The 16,656-nt window shown below is 71.7% G+C and carries 12 protein-coding genes and 1 tRNA gene; 9 read left to right on the top strand and 4 right to left on the bottom strand.

Features of this window, described 5'->3' with window-relative positions; genetic code table 11:
- Positions 1 to 128: 128 nt before the first annotated feature.
- Positions 129 to 1,655 (bottom strand): potassium/proton antiporter, encoded by a 1,527-nt coding sequence (locus IG99_RS38805; protein WP_107056133.1) that lies wholly within the window; start codon positions 1,653 to 1,655, stop codon positions 129 to 131.
- Between the two features lie 251 nt (positions 1,656 to 1,906).
- Between IG99_RS38805 and IG99_RS38800 the strand changes: the two genes are divergently transcribed.
- Positions 1,907 to 4,720, top strand: a complete 2,814-nt coding sequence (locus IG99_RS38800; RefSeq protein ID WP_037682777.1) for a penicillin acylase family protein — start codon at positions 1,907 to 1,909, stop codon at positions 4,718 to 4,720.
- Positions 4,721 to 4,802: 82 nt separating this feature from the next.
- On the opposite strand, the gene IG99_RS38795 is transcribed toward IG99_RS38800, so the two are convergent.
- Positions 4,803 to 5,441, bottom strand: a complete 639-nt coding sequence (locus IG99_RS38795) for a 5-formyltetrahydrofolate cyclo-ligase (RefSeq protein ID WP_078948174.1) — start codon at positions 5,439 to 5,441, stop codon at positions 4,803 to 4,805.
- Between the two features lie 75 nt (positions 5,442 to 5,516).
- Here IG99_RS38795 and galU point away from each other — a divergent pair, with 75 nt between their 5' ends.
- From galU to IG99_RS38760, 7 genes are all read left to right on the top strand, one after another.
- The gene (galU, locus tag IG99_RS38790) at positions 5,517 to 6,428 is read left to right on the top strand and encodes a UTP--glucose-1-phosphate uridylyltransferase GalU (RefSeq protein ID WP_037682773.1); all 912 of its coding nucleotides are present in this window, start codon (positions 5,517 to 5,519) and stop codon (positions 6,426 to 6,428) included.
- Positions 6,425 to 7,747, top strand: a complete 1,323-nt coding sequence (gene glp / locus IG99_RS38785; protein ID WP_037682771.1) for a molybdotransferase-like divisome protein Glp — start codon at positions 6,425 to 6,427, stop codon at positions 7,745 to 7,747. The genes galU and glp overlap by 4 nt, the downstream gene beginning before the upstream one ends.
- A 63-nt stretch (positions 7,748 to 7,810) precedes the next feature.
- Positions 7,811 to 8,290: a cyclic pyranopterin monophosphate synthase MoaC gene (gene moaC / locus IG99_RS38780; protein WP_037682767.1), complete on the top strand. Its 480-nt coding sequence runs from the start codon at positions 7,811 to 7,813 to the stop codon at positions 8,288 to 8,290.
- Positions 8,287 to 8,802: a MogA/MoaB family molybdenum cofactor biosynthesis protein gene (locus tag IG99_RS38775; RefSeq protein ID WP_199815704.1), complete on the top strand. Its 516-nt coding sequence runs from the start codon at positions 8,287 to 8,289 to the stop codon at positions 8,800 to 8,802. Before moaC ends, IG99_RS38775 begins: the two co-directional genes overlap by 4 nt.
- The gene (locus IG99_RS38770; protein WP_037682765.1) at positions 8,799 to 9,443 is read left to right on the top strand and encodes a GNAT family N-acetyltransferase; all 645 of its coding nucleotides are present in this window, start codon (positions 8,799 to 8,801) and stop codon (positions 9,441 to 9,443) included. Before IG99_RS38775 ends, IG99_RS38770 begins: the two co-directional genes overlap by 4 nt.
- 172 nt (positions 9,444 to 9,615) lie before the next feature.
- A complete protein-coding gene (gene sepX, locus IG99_RS38765; RefSeq protein ID WP_037682763.1) occupies positions 9,616 to 10,884 on the top strand; it encodes a divisome protein SepX/GlpR in 1,269 nt (422 codons plus the stop codon).
- A gap of 102 nt (positions 10,885 to 10,986) precedes the next feature.
- Positions 10,987 to 11,060 (top strand) — tRNA-Ala (locus IG99_RS38760).
- Between the two features lie 810 nt (positions 11,061 to 11,870).
- On the opposite strand, the gene IG99_RS38750 is transcribed toward IG99_RS38760, so the two are convergent.
- Positions 11,871 to 14,312, bottom strand: a complete 2,442-nt coding sequence (locus IG99_RS38750; protein WP_037682761.1) for an FtsX-like permease family protein — start codon at positions 14,310 to 14,312, stop codon at positions 11,871 to 11,873.
- Positions 14,306 to 15,190: an ABC transporter ATP-binding protein gene (locus IG99_RS38745; protein WP_078948173.1), complete on the bottom strand. Its 885-nt coding sequence runs from the start codon at positions 15,188 to 15,190 to the stop codon at positions 14,306 to 14,308. The genes IG99_RS38750 and IG99_RS38745 overlap by 7 nt, the downstream gene beginning before the upstream one ends.
- Before the next feature lie 134 nt (positions 15,191 to 15,324).
- Between IG99_RS38745 and IG99_RS38740 the strand changes: the two genes are divergently transcribed.
- The gene (locus IG99_RS38740) at positions 15,325 to 16,653 is read left to right on the top strand and encodes a sensor histidine kinase (RefSeq protein ID WP_037682839.1); all 1,329 of its coding nucleotides are present in this window, start codon (positions 15,325 to 15,327) and stop codon (positions 16,651 to 16,653) included.
- Positions 16,654 to 16,656 lie beyond the last annotated feature (3 nt).

Genomic DNA, 16,656 nt, shown 5'->3' with positions numbered 1-16,656 from the left:
CCGCCTGGGATTACCGGAGGTGCGAACCGTACGAAACGCGTCCTTGACGAGCCTCGCCCGAGCATCCCTCAGTGCGTCTCAGTGCGTCTCAGTGCGTCTCAGTGCGTCTCAGTGCGTCTCAGTGCATCTCAGCGCGTCTCCGCCCCGTTCATCCCCAGCCATCCCGCCAGCTTTCCGCCGCGGCCCACCGCGCGCAGCCGGCGCTCGGCCGCGTCCCGGACGGGGTCCGTGGCGACCACGAGCAACTCGTCACCGCGCCGCAGCACGGTCGTCGGCAGCGGGACGAACGATTTTCCATCGCGGACGACGAGGGTGACCGCGGCCCCGGCCGGCAGGCGCAGCTCGTGGACCTCGACGCCGTGCATCTTCGAGCCCTCGGGGATGGCCACGGACAGCAGATGTCCGCGCAGCCGCTCCAGGGGCGCCGACTCGATGCCCAGGTCGGCGGCCTCGGGCTCCTTGCCGAGGCGCAGCTCGCGGGCGAGCCACGGCAGGGTCGGCCCCTGGATCAGGGTGTAGACGACGACCAGCACGAAGACGATGTTGAAGATCCGGCGGCTGGCGTCGACGCCCTCCACCATGGGGATGGTCGCCAGGATGATGGGCACGGCGCCGCGCAGCCCGGCCCACGACATGAGGGCCTGCTCCTGCCACGGCAGCCGGAACGGCACCAGGCAGAACACCACGCTCAGGGGGCGGGCCACCATGGTCAGCACCAGGCCGATGACCAGTGCGGGCCACACGTCGTCACCCAGCTCGTGCGGGGTGACCAGCAGGCCGAGCAGCACGAACATGCCGATCTGGGCGATCCAGCCGAGCCCGTCGGCGAACCCGCGCGTGGCGGGCCAGTGCGGCAGCTTCGCGTTGCCCATGACCATGGAGGCGAGGTACACGCCCAGGAAGCCGCTGCCGTGCGCCATCGCGCCCGCCGCGTAGGCCGTCACCGCGATGGCCATGACGGCGATGGGGTAGAGGCCGGAGGCGGGCAGGGCGACGTGCCTGAGGCCCCAGGCGCCCAGCCAGCCCACCGCGAGACCGATGGCCGCGCCGATGGCCAGCTCCAGCGCTATCTCGCCCACCAGCACGTACCAGTGTTCGACCGGACCTGCCATGGAGAAGGCGACCACCAGGATGACCACGGGGGCGTCGTTGAAGCCGGACTCGGCCTCCAACGTGCCGGTCACGCGCGCGGGGAGGGGGACCTTCCGCAGCACCGAGAAGACCGCCGCGGCATCCGTCGAGGAGACCACCGCTCCGATGATGAACGCCTGCCGCCACTCGAGCCCGACCAGATAGTGCGCGCCCGCGGCGGTGACCGCGACGCTGATCCCGACCCCGACCAGCGCGAGTGCGGAGGCGACCGGCAGGACCGGTTTGATCTCCTTCCACTTCGTGCCCAGACCGCCCTCGGCCAGGATCACGACCAGGGCCGCGTATCCGATGACCTGGGTCATCTCGGCGTTGTCGAAGTGGATGTCGCCGATGCCGTCCTGGCCCATGAGGACGCCGATGCCCAGGTAGACGAGCAGGCTGGGGAGCCCGCTGCGCGAGGAGATCCGGACCGCTGCCACGGCGACGAGCAGGACGAGCGAGCAGACGAGCAGAAGCTGGTTGAGGTGGTGGACAGTCAGCGGCCGTTCCCTTCCCTGGTTCACGCATGGCACACACGCGCGTGAACGCTCATGTACATAGGACACGAAGTCGAGGCCCCCGGCACCCAACTACTTCGTTACCTTACCTAACTCTTGACGATTTCTTGACACTCCGCCGGGCAAGATCGAACGTCCGTCCGCGTCGGTTCCCGACTCCGCGTCAAGTGGCACGGGGCCCTGCGCCTATGGTTGCTCCAGCGCTCATTCGAAGTCATAGCCCGCCTGCCGCTCGCGTAAGGACAGCAAGGACAGCGATGCCCCCCAACACCACCGCCTCAACGGGTCACAAGCCCGGCAAGTCCGGCAGGAAAAAGGGGCGCAAAGCCCGTCTGATCGTCCTCGTCCTGGTACTGGCCATCATCGGGGGCATCGCGTACGGGGCCTACTGGTCGATCAGCACCGTCCGTGCCTCCTTCCCCCAGACCAAGGGTTCGATCACTCTCGACGGCCTGTCCGGACCGGTCGACGTGAAGCGTGACGGCTACGGGATCCCGCAGATCTACGCCTCCTCCGACGAGGACCTGTTCATGGCGCAGGGCTACGTCCAGGCGCAGGACCGGTTCTACGAGATGGACGTGCGTCGGCACATGACCTCCGGCCGCTTGTCCGAAATGTTCGGCAAGGGCCAGGTCAAGAACGACGAGTTCCTGCGCACCCTGGGCTGGGACCGCGTCGCCAAGGAGGAGTACGACAAGAAGCTGTCGCCCTCCACCAAGAAGTACCTCCAGGCTTACTCCAAGGGAGTCAACGCCTACCTCAAGGGCAAGAACGGCAAGGACGTCTCGCTGGAGTACGCCGCCCTGGGCTTCAGCAACGACTACAAGCCCACCGAGTGGACCCCGGTCGACTCCGTGGCGTGGCTGAAGGCGATGGCCTGGGACCTGCGCGGCAACATGCAGGACGAGATCGACCGCGCCCTGATGACCAGCCGCCTCGGCCCCAAGCAGATCGCCGACCTGTACCCCGAGTACCCGTACGGCCGCAACCAGACGATCGTCCAGCAGGGCCAGTACGACGAGCTCACCAAGACCTTCGAGGCGAGCGGCGACTCCAGCGGGACCAGTGGGACGTCCGGCACGAGCGGGACCTCCGGGACGAGCGGGACCGGCACGAGCGGCACGGGCACCTCGGGCACTTCCGGTGCGACCGGTACCTCCTCGGCGCTCCAGAGCCAGCTCTCGGGCCTCTACGACGTCCTGGAGAACGTCCCCGACGCCGTCGGCGTGAACGGCAACGGCATCGGCTCCAACTCGTGGGTGGTGGCCGGGAAGTACACCATCAGCGGCAAGCCGTTGCTGGCCAACGACCCGCACCTGTCGGCCTCGCTGCCGTCCGTCTGGTACCAGATGGGCCTGCACTGCCGCACCGTCTCCAGCAAGTGCCAGTACGACGTCAGCGGCTACACGTTCGCCGGCATGCCCGGTGTGGTCATCGGACACAACCAGAACATCGCCTGGGGCATGACCAACTCCGGCGTCGACGTCACCGACCTCTACCTGGAGAAGCTGTCCGGCGACGGCTACCTCTACGACGGCAAGGTCAAGCCCTTCACGAGCCGCGAGGAGACCATCAAGGTCGCCGGCGGAGCCTCCAAGAAGATCGTCGTCCGGCAGGCCACCGACGGCATGCCCCTGCTGTCCGACCGCGACGACGAACTCGTGAAGGTCGGCAAGAAGGCCGGCGTCGACACCGCCGCACCCGACCGCGGCGACGGCTACGCCGTCGCGCTGCGCTGGACGGCACTGCAGCCGGGCACCTCCATGGACGCCGTCTTCGCGATGGACAAGGCGGGCGACTTCAAGGGCTTCCGCGACGCCGCCGCGCTGTTCGACGTGCCGTCGCAGAACCTGGTCTACGCCGACACCAAGGACAACATCGGCTACACCCTGCCCGGGAAGATCCCCACGCGCGCGAAGGGCGACACCGGTTCGATCCCGGCGCCGGGCTGGGACTCGAAGTACCGCTGGACCGGCTACATCGACCAGGACGAGCTGCCCTACGAGTACAACCCGAAGCGCGGCTACATCGTCACCGCCAACCAGGCCGTGATCGACAAGGACAAGTACCCCTACACGCTCACCACGGACTGGGGCTACGGCACCCGCAGCCAGCGCATCACCGACCTGATCGAGTCGAAGATCAAGGGCGGCGGCAAGATCTCCACCGACGACATGCGCCAGATGCAGCTCGACAACAGCAGCGAGATCGCCAAGATGCTCGTGCCCAAGCTGCTGAAGATCGACGTCGACGACGCCAAGGGCGTCCGCGAGGCGCAGAAGCTCCTGGAGGGCTGGGACTACACCCAGGACGCCGACTCGGCGGCGGCCGCCTACTTCAACGCGGTCTGGCGCAACATCCTCAAGCTCGCCTTCGGCAACAAGCTCCCCAAGGAGCTGCGCGTCAAGGGCCAGTGCCTGTGGGTCAAGAAGGTCGACAGCACCGGCCCGGTCGACGGGTCCACGGGGGAGGTGCGCGAGTGCGGTGAGCGCGACGCCGACCAGGCACAGCCGGACGGCGGCGACCGCTGGTTCGAGGTCGTGCGCAACCTCATGGCGGACGAGAACAGCGACTGGTGGAAGACGCCCGAGGTGGGCACCCGCCCCGAGGCCACCAACCGTGACCAGCTGTTCAAGCGCGCCATGATCGACGCCCGCTGGGAGCTGACCGCCAAGCTCGGCAAGGACATCGACACCTGGAGCTGGGGCCGGCTGCACCGGCTGTTCCTGAAGAACCAGACCCTGGGCACCGAGGGCCCCGGCTTCCTGCAGTACGTGCTCAACCGCGGCCCGTGGAAGCTCAGCGGCGGCGAGGCGACGGTCAACGCGACCGGCTGGAACGCGGCCGGCGGTTACGGCGTCGTGTGGGTGCCGTCGATGCGGATGGTGGTCAACCTCGACGACCTCGACAAGTCGAAGTGGATCAACCTCACCGGCGCCTCCGGCCACGCCTACAGCGCCCACTACACCGACCAGACGGACAAGTGGGCCGATGGCGAGCTGCTGGACTGGTCCTTCACGGACGAGGCGGTCGACAAGAGCACCAGCGACACGCTCGTGCTGAAGCCGTGAGCGGCGACTGATGCGGAAGGGGCCCTCCACGCGCGCGTGGAGGGCCCCTTCCGTTCCGCTCCGTCCCATCCGGGCGGAGCAGTCACGCCGACCCGAAACGGCGCACCCCCGAGGGCGTCACCACCGCCCGCACCGGCCGGTCGTGCGGCTCCTCCGGGACGCGCTCGACGACCTCCGAGTCGTACAGCAGCACCACCAACGCGGTTCGCGCCCCAGCCCGTTCCAGACGCGCGAGGACACGGTCGTACGACCCTCCGCCGCGCCCCAGACGCATCCCGCGCGGGTCGACGGCGAGCCCCGGCAGCAGCACGACGTCGGCGCCGGTCACGGCGTCCGGGCCGAGCCGCTCGCCGGCCGGCTCCAAGAGGGCCATCTTCCCGCCGTGTTGGACCCGCTCCAGGGAGCCCGCACCGTCGTACACGCCCCAGTCGAGGTCGTGGTCCGGCAGGAGCACGGGCAGCAGGACGCGTACGTCCCGCGCGCGCAGCGTGTCCAGGAGCGCGAGCGTCCCGGGTTCGCTCCCCACGGAGACGTACGCCGCCACCGTGCGCGCGTGCGCCACCTCGGGCAGCTCCAGCGCACGCTCGGCCAGCCGGGTGGCCGCCGCTCGCACGACATCCGCCGTCAACCTGCCCCTCACCTGGAGGAGCTCTCGCCGCAATATCCGCTTGTCAGGCTCGGCCGCAGGTCCGAAGTGGCTCACCTGTTGCTCCCTTATCATTCCAATGCGCTCATATGAGGGTCAATTAACCGGAGCCACAGAATCGCTGCAAAGGCACCGGATAAGGTTGCCGCCATGACTCAGTCGCACCCCAGGATCAGCAAGGCTGTCATTCCCGCGGCCGGCCTCGGCACCCGGTTCCTGCCGGCGACCAAGGCCACTCCCAAGGAGATGCTGCCGGTCGTCGACAAGCCCGCGATCCAGTACGTGGTCGAGGAGGCCGTCTCCGCCGGTCTCGATGACGTCCTCATGATCACGGGCCGCAACAAGCGCCCCCTGGAGGACCACTTCGACCGCAACTACGAGCTCGAGTCGGCGCTGCAGAAGAAGGGCGACGCCGGCCGGCTCGCCAAGGTCCAGGAGTCCAGCGACCTCGCCACCATGCACTACGTCCGCCAGGGCGACCCCCGCGGCCTCGGCCACGCCGTCCTGTGCGCCGCCCCCCATGTCGGCCACGAGCCGTTCGCGGTTCTGCTCGGCGACGACCTGATCGACCCGCGCGACCCGCTGCTCCAGCGGATGATCGAGGTCCAGGAGCGGCACGGCGGCAGTGTCGTCGCGCTCATGGAGGTCGAGCCCGAGCAGATCCACCTCTACGGCTGCGCGGCCGTCGAGGAGACCGAGGACGGCGACGTGGTCCGGGTGAGCGGCCTGGTGGAGAAGCCGGACCCCGCGGACGCCCCGTCGAACTACGCGATCATCGGCCGGTACGTCCTGGACCCGGGCATCTTCGGTGTCCTGCGCACCACCGAACCGGGCCGCGGCGGCGAGATCCAGCTCACCGACGCCCTCCAGCGGCTCGCGGACGACGAGAAGGTCGGCGGTCCCGTGCACGGCGTCGTCTTCAAGGGCCGCCGCTATGACACCGGAGACCGTGGCGACTACCTGCGTGCCATTGTCAGACTCGCGTGCGAACGTGAAGACCTGGGCCCGGAGTTCCGGACCTGGCTCCGCAGTTACGTCACCGAGGAGATGCAGCAACGTTGAGCAGCGCCGCGCCCCGCACCACGGGTCAGGACCACCTCTGGTCGGTGGACGAGCACCTGGAGGACATCCTCGCCACCGTCCGCCCCCTCGAGCCCATCGAACTGCAGCTGCTCGACGCCCAGGGCTGCGTTCTCGTCGAGGACGTCACCGTGCCCCTCTCGCTGCCCCCGTTCGACAACAGCTCGATGGACGGGTACGCGGTGCGGGTCGCGGACGTGGGCGGCGCGAGCGAGGAGTTCCCGGCCGTCCTGGACGTCGTGGGGGACGTGGCGGCCGGCGGGAACGGCCTGCTGCACGTCGGCCCGGGCCAGGCCGCCCGCATCATGACCGGCGCCCCGCTGCCCGACGGCGCCGAGACCGTAGTCCCCGTGGAGTGGACCGACGGCGGCCTCGGCGAGGGCCCGGTGAGCGGGATGCGCGCCCGCAGCCTCGCCCCCGAGGGCGCCTCCGGGCTGGTGCGCGTGTACCGCCCGGCCGAGGCACGCGCGCATGTGCGCGCCAAGGGCAGCGACGTGAAGGCCGGCGACCGCGCCCTGGAGGCGGGCACCGTCCTCGGCCCGCCGCAGATCGCGCTGCTCGCCGCGATCGGCCGCGGCACGGTCCGGGTGCGGCCGCGCCCGCGCGTGGTCGTCCTGTCCACCGGCAGCGAACTCGTCCCGCCCGGCGACGCGCTCGGCACCGGCCAGATCTACGACTCCAACAGCTTCGCCCTCACCGCGGCCGCGCGGGACGCCGGCGCCATCGCCTACCGGGTGGGCGCGGTCGCCGACGACGCCGAGACCCTCCGCTCCACCATCGAGGACCAGCTCGTGCGCGCCGACCTCGTGGTCACCACGGGCGGCGTCAGCGTCGGCGCGTACGACGTCGTCAAGGAGGCGCTGTCGCACGTCGGGGACGAGGACGAGGCGGGCAGCGGCATCGAGTTCCGCAAGCTCGCCATGCAGCCGGGCAAGCCCCAGGGCTTCGGCTCCATCGGCCCCGACCACACCCCACTGCTGGCGCTGCCCGGCAACCCCGTGTCGTCGTACGTCTCCTTCGAGCTGTTCGTCCGTCCGGCGATCCGCACCCTCATGGGGCTCACGGACGTGCACCGGCCCACCACGCGCGCGACCCTCACCGCGAACAAGGCGCTGACCTCCCCCAAGGGCCGCAGACAGTTCCTGCGCGGGACCTACGCGGACGCCGCCGTGCGCCCCGTCGGCGGGTCCGGCTCCCACCTGGTCGCCGCCCTCGCCCACGCCGACGCCCTGATCGTGGTCCCCGAGGACGTCGAGTCGGTCGAGCCGGGCGCCGAGGTAGAGGTGGTCCTGCTCGGCTAGACACCCCTGGTTGGGGGTACCGTGGCGCGCACAACAGGCCTGGACTGGGAGCGCCGCACAGCCATGAGTACGCAGGATCGATTGACGCACATCGACGACGCGGGCGCGGCCCGCATGGTCGACGTCTCCGACAAGGACGTGACCGCGCGCACCGCCCGCGCCAGCGGACGCGTCCTGGTCTCGCCCCGCGTGGTCGAGCTGCTGCGCGGGGAGGGCGTACCCAAGGGCGACGCCCTCGCCACCGCGCGGATCGCCGGAATCATGGGAGCCAAGCGCACCCCGGACCTGATCCCGCTGTGTCACCCGCTGTCGGTGTCCGGTGTGAAACTGGATTTGTCGGTCGCGGACGACGCCGTGGAGATCCTGGCCACGGTGAAGACGACGGACCGTACGGGTGTCGAGATGGAGGCCCTCACCGCGGTCTCCGTCGCCGCGCTCACCGTGATCGACATGGTCAAGGCGGTCGACAAGGGGGCGGTCATCACGGACGTGCGGGTGGAGGAGAAGACGGGCGGCAAGTCGGGCGACTGGAGCCGGGCATGAGCACGGTGCCGTACCGGGCACTCGTCGTGACCGCCTCCAACCGGGCGGCCGCGGGGGTCTACGAGGACAAGGGCGGCCCGCTGATCGCCGAGGGGCTCCGGCGCTTCGGGTTCGCCGTGGAGGGGCCGCAGGTCGTCCCGGACGGCGACCCCGTGGAGGCCGCGCTGCGTGCGGCCGTCGAGGCCGGGTACGACGTGGTCGTCACCACCGGAGGCACCGGCATCTCGCCCACCGACCGCACCCCCGAGGCGACCCGCCGGGTGATCGACCGCGAGGTGCCGGGCATCGCCGAGGCCATCAGGGCGTTCGGTCGGGAGAAGGTGCCGACCGCGGTCCTCTCGCGGGGCCTCGCGGGAGTGGCGGGAGGAACGCTGATCGTCAATCTGCCGGGCTCCACCGGCGGGGTGAAGGACGGGCTGGCCGTCCTGGAGCCCCTGCTGGTCCACGCCGTCGACCAGCTGCGCGGCGGCGACCACCCCAGACCCGGCACCGGCAGTGGGGGTGCGAGCTGAACAGCCCGTCCTGGCCCGTCGAACTGGCGGAGGGCGATGTCCTCCTCCGGCCGATAAAGCTGCGCGACCAGCGGGCCTGGCGCGAGGTCAACCGGCGCAACCGGGACTGGCTGCGGCCCTGGGAGGCGACCATCCCGCCGCCCACGCCGGCCGGGCCGATCGCGCACCGGCCGACCTACCGCCAGATGGTCCGGCATCTGCGCAACGAGGCGAACGCGGGCCGGATGCTGCCGTTCGTCATCGAATACCAGGGCCGTCTGGTGGGACAGTTGACGGTTGCCGGGATCACCTGGGGCTCGATGTGCTCGGGCCACGTCGGGTACTGGGTGGACGAGTCGGTGGCCGGCCGCGGGGTCATGCCGACGGCCGTGGCGCTGGTGGTGGACCACTGTTTCCGATCCGTCGGTCTGCACCGTATCGAGGTCTGCATTCGGCCCGAGAACGGGCCCAGCCGCCGGGTCGTGGAAAAACTCGGATTCCGCGAGGAGGGCCTGCGCCCCCGTTATCTCCACATCGACGGAGCCTGGCGCGACCACCTCGTCTTCGCGCTCACCGCGGAGGAGGTGCCGGAAGGGCTGCTCAGCCGCTGGCGCCGCACCCACCCCTCGAACTCGCAGAACACCCCCGGCGCAAGTAATTGAATAAGTGTTCGATATTGATCGGCGGATGACCATCTTGTGGCATGGAATTCGCCCCCTCGGCAGCCTGCTGATCGCATCGGTCACAAAAAAAGTTCGAAATATCAGCCAGATCGTGCGACACACCGGCTCAATTGGCGGATGGCCTCACGCAAACCCCTCTACCGTGTGAGGCGTGAGCAGCAGCGGCCTCATCTACGCAGTCATTGTCGGGGCCTGGGCCGCCTACTTGGTGCCGATGTGGCTCCGTAGGCAGGACGAGCTGAACGAGGCCCGTCCGACGGAACGCTTCAGCACCGCCATCCGGCTCCTGTCCGGACGAGCGGGCATGGAGCGCCGATACGCCAAGGACCTGCGGGCGCGCTCCACCGAGGAGGGGGAGCAGGACGCCGGGAAGCCGGACGCCGTCACCGACTCGGTGGACGTCCGGGCCTTCGCCGTGCCTCCGACCCGTCCGCAGGTGAAGGCGCCGGTCCAGGCACAGGAGCAGAGCCGGCCCGAACCGGCACACGATCCGGAACGGGAACAGGCGGCCAGGGCCGCGCGCGGACCGGCCCACAGGCCGGCGCCGTCCCCGGCGCCGGCCGCGGGGGAAACCGGCCGGCCCGCCGGATCCGGCACCGCACCGGCACGCAAGCGCGTCCCCGCCCCCCGGCGCACGGCCGCCGCACAGGCGGACGCGGCCCGCGCCCGGCGCTCCAAGGTGCTCGCGCGCCGTCGGCGCACCACTGTGATGCTCTTCCTCGCCTTCACACTCGGTGCGATCGTCGCCGCCGTCGGAGGCCTCGCCTTCCTGTGGGCGCCGGGCGTGCCCGCGGTGATGCTCAGCACGTACATCGCGTATCTGCGCGCCCAGGAGCGCCGTCGCTTCGCCTACCAGATGGACCGGCGCCGGGCCGAGGTCGCCGCCCAGCGGCTGCGGGAGCGCGCCCGCCAGCCGCACCGCCGCCCCACCCTCGACACGGGCGCCGACGACGTCGTGGACGAACCCGAGGAGGGGCCTGAGCCGGAGACGGACCCCGGCCTGTCGGCGCTCGCCGCCGACCGGCGCGCCCTCGTCGAGCAGACCGACCATGCCGAGTGGGTCGACCAGCAGCGCGAACGGCAGCGGCGGCCCGGCCACGGAGACAGCTGGGAGCCGGTCCCGGTCCCGCTGCCCACCTACGTGACCGCCCCGGTCGCCCCGCGCGCCACCTCCGACGTCGACCTGGGCGCGCCGGACGCGTGGAGCTCGGCGCGGTCGAGTGCCGTCGCTCCCGAGCCGGAGGTTCAGGCGCCGCATACGGAACCCGGGGAGCCGCCGTCCGCCGAGGACAAGCCGTCGGCGGACGGCCGCACCGACGCCCGCCGCGCGGCCTCCGCCCGCCGGGCCCGCGAACGCGGCCGCACGCCCCTGTTCGACCAGTACGAGGACGGCGAACGGCCCCGCGCGGCCAACGAGTGACAGTGACACCCGCCCGGCGCCCGCCAGGTGCTCCGCCCCTGGTCGGCGCGGAACGGATTTCCAAGCACCCGGACGGGGGTGCTAGAGTTTCACTCGTTGCAAGGGCCTGTGGCGCAGTCCGGTAGCGCACCTCGTTCGCATCGAGGGGGCCAGGGGTTCAAATCCCCTCAGGTCCACTGCAGCTCAAAAGCCCCGGTCGGGATTCCCGACCGGGGCTTTGGCCATTCCGTACAGCAGCGAAGTACAGCAACTACTCCGGATCTTGCTTCCCGAGGTGCTTGCCCAGCTTGCGCAGTGCCCGGCCGCCTGCTTGGCCAACTCCCGTTCCTTCTGCCTGCGCTGGAGAGCCGCGATGCAGATCTCCGGGAGCGTGTGCGCGGGGAGCTCCCGTCCCGCCTGCCATCGACCCAGGCGGAGCCGAGCAGACGCCGGCCCATGGCGTCCAGGTCGTCGGAGCAGCGCGGACAGGCGATCTATGCTATTTGTCCGCTTGGTGAAGTTTGATGTCCCTGTTGACGAAGAGGTGGACGTACCCACATCGCCAGCAGATAAGGCCAGTGGCCTTCTCATCGGCCCAAGCCAACTTCATGAACTCCATGCCGGCGCTGTTCAACAGGACACCCCGCTCCCGGAACAGGTCCCCCTTGCAGACCTGGCAAGTGATCCATATCTCGCCGACCGCTGCACGTACCGGCTTCGCCATCGCGTGAACGCCCCCACCCCTTGTCGTATGGATCTACGAGACTACGGGACGGCATGAAGCACTCGCGGCTCGCGGGGAACTGGCGCCTTGGCGACAGGGCCAGAGATCCCTGCCCCTGCGTCTACAGGGACGACGCCCAGACGACAACTCCGATCGGAGTGAGAGCGCAGACAAGACCGAAGCACAGGCATGCGTAGGCCAACGCTTTGAACCCCTTGTGCCGTTGCGCTCGGCATGCCAGGGGTTCACATCCCCTCAGGTCCACGCAGCATGCTCCGTCGTGTCAGGGGGAGACACGACGGCCGCGACGCTGGGTGAGCGCCGCCGGAACCGTCGCCGACAGGAGCGCGAGGACGGCGCACGCGGCGGTGGTCGCGCCGAGCGCCGGCCAGGGGACGGCGAGCGGGGCCGGGGCGGACAGCAGACGGAGTGCCGCGCCCATGCCGAGCAGGTTGAGCAACGTCACCAGCACGCCCAGGACCGCGCCGACCGCGACGACCGTCAGGGCCTCCGCGCCGACCAGCCGCAGCACCTGGGGCGTGGTGGCGCCTGCCAGACGCAGGGCCGCGAAGTCGCGGACGCGGTCGGAGGTCGCCATGACCAGGGTGTTGGCCAGTGAGATGCCGGTGTAGAGCAGCGCGATACCCAGGATCAGCAGCAGGCCCAGCCGTGTGGTGGAGTTGGTCTCCGGGTAAGTCGAGCGCACCCACCGCGACTTCGTGAGGACGTGCCCCTGCTGCCCTGCCGCCTCGCGCAGCGCCGTGGCCACCGCGGCCCGGTCCGCGCCGCCCCGCACCCGCACGTCGACCCGGTCGACCGGCGCGCCGAGCGCGTTGGCAGGGGTCACGTAGACGCCGTTGTCACCGGTGCCGGTGGCCAGCACCGCGGCGATCCGCAGCGACCTGCGCGTACCGTCGCCGAGCCATACCTCCACCCGCTGCCCGACCGTGTGCCGGGCCCACTCCTCGTTCACCACGATCGAGTCGTCGTCCAGGTCGTCGACCCGCCCCGCCGTCACCGGCAGCCGTACGGTCGCGGCGAGCAGCCCCGGATCGGCCGCCCGCGCCTCGGACTTGACCAGGGCGACACCGTCCTCCAGGACGTGGACCGCGGTCGGGGAGGTGGCGGAGACGTCGGCACCACGTGTGCCCCGCAGGCGGGTGAGCGTCGCGGAGTCGAAGCCCTCCGAAGCCGGGGTCACCACGAAGTCCGCCGTCGCCTGGCGGGCCACCTCCCGCGCCCGCGCCTCGTTCAGCGTCCCGGTGGCCCCGAGCAGCGAGCCGGCGAGGGCCACCGTGACGAGGACGGGCGCCGCGACGGCCGCGGTACGGCGGACACCGGTCGCCGCGTTCTCACGGACCAGCAGACCGAGCGCGCCGGGCAGCCGGGCGGGCAGCCACACCAGCAGCCGGGTCAGCGGGCGCACCAGCGCCGGGGAGAGCAGCGCGACCGCGGTGATCAGGAGCATCGGGCGGCTGACGTAGGTCTTGCGGTGCAGCAGGTCACCCGGGTCGGTCAGCAGCGCGTGGGCCAGGGTCGCGACGGCGGCGACCAGCAGGGCCGCGCCGCACAGCCGACGGCCCCGGGTCAGCGCGCCGTGGTCCACGGACGCCTCGCGCAACGCCTGCGCCGGCCCCGTCCGCCCCGCCCGCCACGACGCGGCGACCGCACCGCACAGGGCCACCAGCAGCCCCGTCCAGAACGCCAGGTGGTACGGCCACACGGCGTCGCCGATCCTGAACCAGGCCGGGGCCAGACCACCGTCGACCACCTGGCCTGCCAACACCGGGGCGCCGTACGCGCCGAGGACACAGCCCGCCGCCGAGGCGAGGACGCCGACGAACAGCGCCTCCGCGAGGACCATGCGGCGCAGTTGGCCGGGCGTGGCGCCCGCGGTGCGCAGCAGGCCGAACTCCCGGCGCCGCTGGGCCACCGCGAACGCGAACGTGGAGGCCACGACGAACACCGACACGAACCCGGTCACCCCGCCCGCCGTGCCGAACAGGGCGTTCAGCGCCGTGAGGGACCTGGCGTCGCGATCGGGATCGGCGTCCGCGAGGCGACGGGAGCCACCGGTGAGGACACCCACGCCGTCGCTGCCCCTCACGGCTGCGCGTACGGCGGTGACGTCCGCCGTGTCCACGACGAGCCGCGTACTGACCGGGGAGAGCCGGGCGGCCTGCGCGTCCGCGTAGAACACAGCGTTCTCGAGACCCCGCGCGGGGACCGTCCCGACCACCCGGACCGTGCCGTGGGCGGTACGCAACCGCTCACCCACGGACGCCCAGCCACCGGTGGTCACGACCTCAGCAGCCGCCCTCGGGGCACGGCCCGCGCCGAGTTCGTACGGGGCGAACCGCGCTACCGACCACGGGTGGCCCAGCAGATCACCGGGGCCGCCCTCGACCCGTACGGGGAACGAACGGTCCTCGGTGACCGTGCCCAGCCTCTTCAGCGCGGCGACGGCGGCCGGGGGGACGGGCCGGGGCTGCGGCAGCCTCGACGTGCGCTCACCGATCGGAGTGGGGACGTGCAGGGTGTCCCGGCCCTCGATCACGACCGGGGCCGCCGCGAACCGCTCCGGCCGGCGTTCCGGCGCGTCCTGGGACGAGGCGAGCGCCAGCCCCATCACGGCGATCAGCGCGACACCGAGCGACAGCGCGACGAAGCTGCCGACGAAGGTGACCCAGCGGGCGCGCAGCGTGCGCAGGGCGATGCTCAGCACGGCGCGACCTCCCGGGCAGCGTCCGGCGCGACCTCCCGGGCAGCGTCCGACGGGACCTCCCGGGCAGCGTCCGACGGGACCTCCCGGGCAGCGTCCGACGGGACCTCCCGGGCAGCGCCCGACGCGAGGGCCGGTCCCTCCGCCATCCGCGCCGCGATCGCCTCCGCCCCCGCGCCCGCCAACTCCCCGCCCACCCGCCCGTCGACCAGGAACACCACGCGGTCCGCGAACGACGCGGCCACCGGATCGTGGGTCACCATCACGACCGTCTGCCCCTCACGGTCGACGAGGCCGCGCAGCAGGGTCAGCACGTCCTGGCCGGTCCGGGTGTCCAGCGCGCCGGTCGGTTCGTCGCCGAAGAGGACCTCCGGGCGGGTGATCAGGGCCCGGGCGAGCGCCACGCGCTGCTGCTGGCCGCCGGAGAGCTCGGAGGGCCGGTGACGGGCACGGTCGGCGAGCCCGACCCGGCGCAGTGCCTCACGGACCTCGGCCTTCGCGGGGCGCCGCCCGGCCAGCCGCAGCGGCAGGGCGACGTTCTGCTCGGCGGTGAGGGACGGCAGCAGGTTGAACGACTGGAACACGAAGCCGATCCGCTCCCGGCGCAGCAGGGTCAGCCCGCGCTCGCTCAGCCCCGTCAGCTCCGTGTCGCCGACGCGGACGGAGCCGGAGCTGGGCCGGTCGAGCCCGGCGGCACACTGGAGCAGGGTCGACTTCCCGGAGCCGGACGGCCCCATGACGGCGGTGAAGCTGCCCCGCGGGAACGCGAGGGAGACCCGGTCGAGCGCGATGACGCGGCTGTCGCCGGAGCCGTGGGCCCGGCTCACGGAGCGCAGTTCGATGGCGTGACTGTTCCGCGGCGGGGCGGCGTGACTTCTCATGGCCACAACGAAACCCCGCGACCCGGTCCGCAATCAGTGCGGCAGGACCGAGACTTGGGGTAGGGCCAGGCATACCTCCGTCCCACCCCCTGAACCCATGGCCCGCCCCCGGCCGCCCTTCTACGGTGGTCCGCATGCACCCGCGCACCCTGTGGCAGGCCATGTCCCGCCCGGCCTTCCTGCTGTCGCCGTGGCCCTGGCGCGCCGCCGCCTACCTGTTGACGGGCGTGGTGGCCGGAGTCGCCGTGCTGGTGGCGCTGGTGGCCCTGGCCGTCGCCGGCGGAGTGCTGGCGGTCGTGCTCGTGGGGCTGGCCCTGCTGGTCGCCACCGCGCTGGCCGGGCTGCCCGTGGGCGCGCTGGAACGGCGCCGGCTGCGACTGGTCGACGGAGAGCCGGCGCGGGGAGCGCACGCGGAACCCGCCACGCCCGGCCTTCGGAGCTGGCTCACCACCCGGCTGCGGGAGCAGGCGACCTGGCGGGAACTGGGCCACGCCCTGCTGTGGGCCTGCCTGTTGTGGCCGGCCGAGGCCCTCGTGGTCACCGGCGCCCTGCTCCTGCCCCTGTCGGTCGTCGCGACCCCGCTCCTGATGGCCACCGTCGGCGACGGCGAGGAGACGAAGGTGCTCAAGCAGTGGACGGTCACCGACTGGCCGACCGCCTTCGCCGCCGCCGCACTCGGCGTACTGCTGCTGGCCGCGGGCGCGTACGTCCTCGGCGTCGCCGCCGGGGCACGGGCCGCGCTGACCCGGCTCCTGGTCGCCCCGCCGGAGCGGGAGTTGGGGGCGAGGGTGGTCGAACTGACCCGCTCCCGGATCCGGTTGGTCGACGCGTTCGAGGCGGAGCGGCGCCGGATCGAGCGGGATCTGCACGACGGTGCCCAACAGCGGCTCGTGGCCCTCACCATGACCCTCGGCCTGGCCCGCCTCGACGCCCCGCCCGGCCCGCTCGCCGACCAACTCACCAAGGCCCACGAGGAGGCGGGCGCGGCGCTCGCCGAACTGCGCGAGCTGATCCACGGCATCCATCCCAAGGTCCTCGCCGACTACGGCCTGGAGGCCGCCGTCGCCGACGCCGCCGACCGCTCGCCGGTACCGGTCGAGGTGGACGTAGAACTGCCGGGGCGGCTGCCCGAGTCGGTGGAGGCCGCCGCGTACTTCGTGGTCTGCGAGGCCCTCGCCAACGTGGCCCGGCACAGCGGCGCCGAGCGGGCCTGGGTGCGGGGACGCCATGAGCGGGGGCGGCTGCGGGTCGAGGTCCGCGACGACGGACGCGGCGGCGCGGACGGCGCCCGCGGCAGCGGCCTCACCGGACTCGCCGACCGGGTGTCGGTGCTCGATGGGAGACTGGCGCTGTCCAGCCCGCCGGGCGGACCGACCGTGCTGCGTGTGGAGATGCCTTGCGGGCCAATGGGGGGAGAACCGATGGACGAGGCCAGGACGGGGCGGGCCGAGCGCTCCGCGTAGTCC

The organism is Streptomyces griseus subsp. griseus (assembly GCF_000720255.1).
GTDB lineage: Bacteria > Actinomycetota > Actinomycetes > Streptomycetales > Streptomycetaceae > Streptomyces > Streptomyces griseus_I.
This window is presented reverse-complemented; position numbering and strand designations above follow the sequence as displayed.

Bases quoted from the DNA above. Each gene is read 5' to 3' on its own strand.
- IG99_RS38800 (WP_037682777.1), top strand. From the start codon at position 1,907: ATGCCCCCCAACACCACCGCCTCAACGGGTCACAAGCCCGGCAAGTCC.
- IG99_RS38795 (WP_078948174.1), bottom strand. From the start codon at position 5,441: ATGATAAGGGAGCAACAGGTGAGCCACTTCGGACCTGCGGCCGAGCCT.
- galU (WP_037682773.1), top strand. From the start codon at position 5,517: ATGACTCAGTCGCACCCCAGGATCAGCAAGGCTGTCATTCCCGCGGCC.
- moaC (WP_037682767.1), top strand. From the start codon at position 7,811: ATGAGTACGCAGGATCGATTGACGCACATCGACGACGCGGGCGCGGCC.
- IG99_RS38775 (WP_199815704.1), top strand. From the start codon at position 8,287: ATGAGCACGGTGCCGTACCGGGCACTCGTCGTGACCGCCTCCAACCGG.
- IG99_RS38745 (WP_078948173.1), bottom strand. From the start codon at position 15,190: ATGAGAAGTCACGCCGCCCCGCCGCGGAACAGTCACGCCATCGAACTG.
- IG99_RS38740 (WP_037682839.1), top strand. From the start codon at position 15,325: ATGCACCCGCGCACCCTGTGGCAGGCCATGTCCCGCCCGGCCTTCCTG.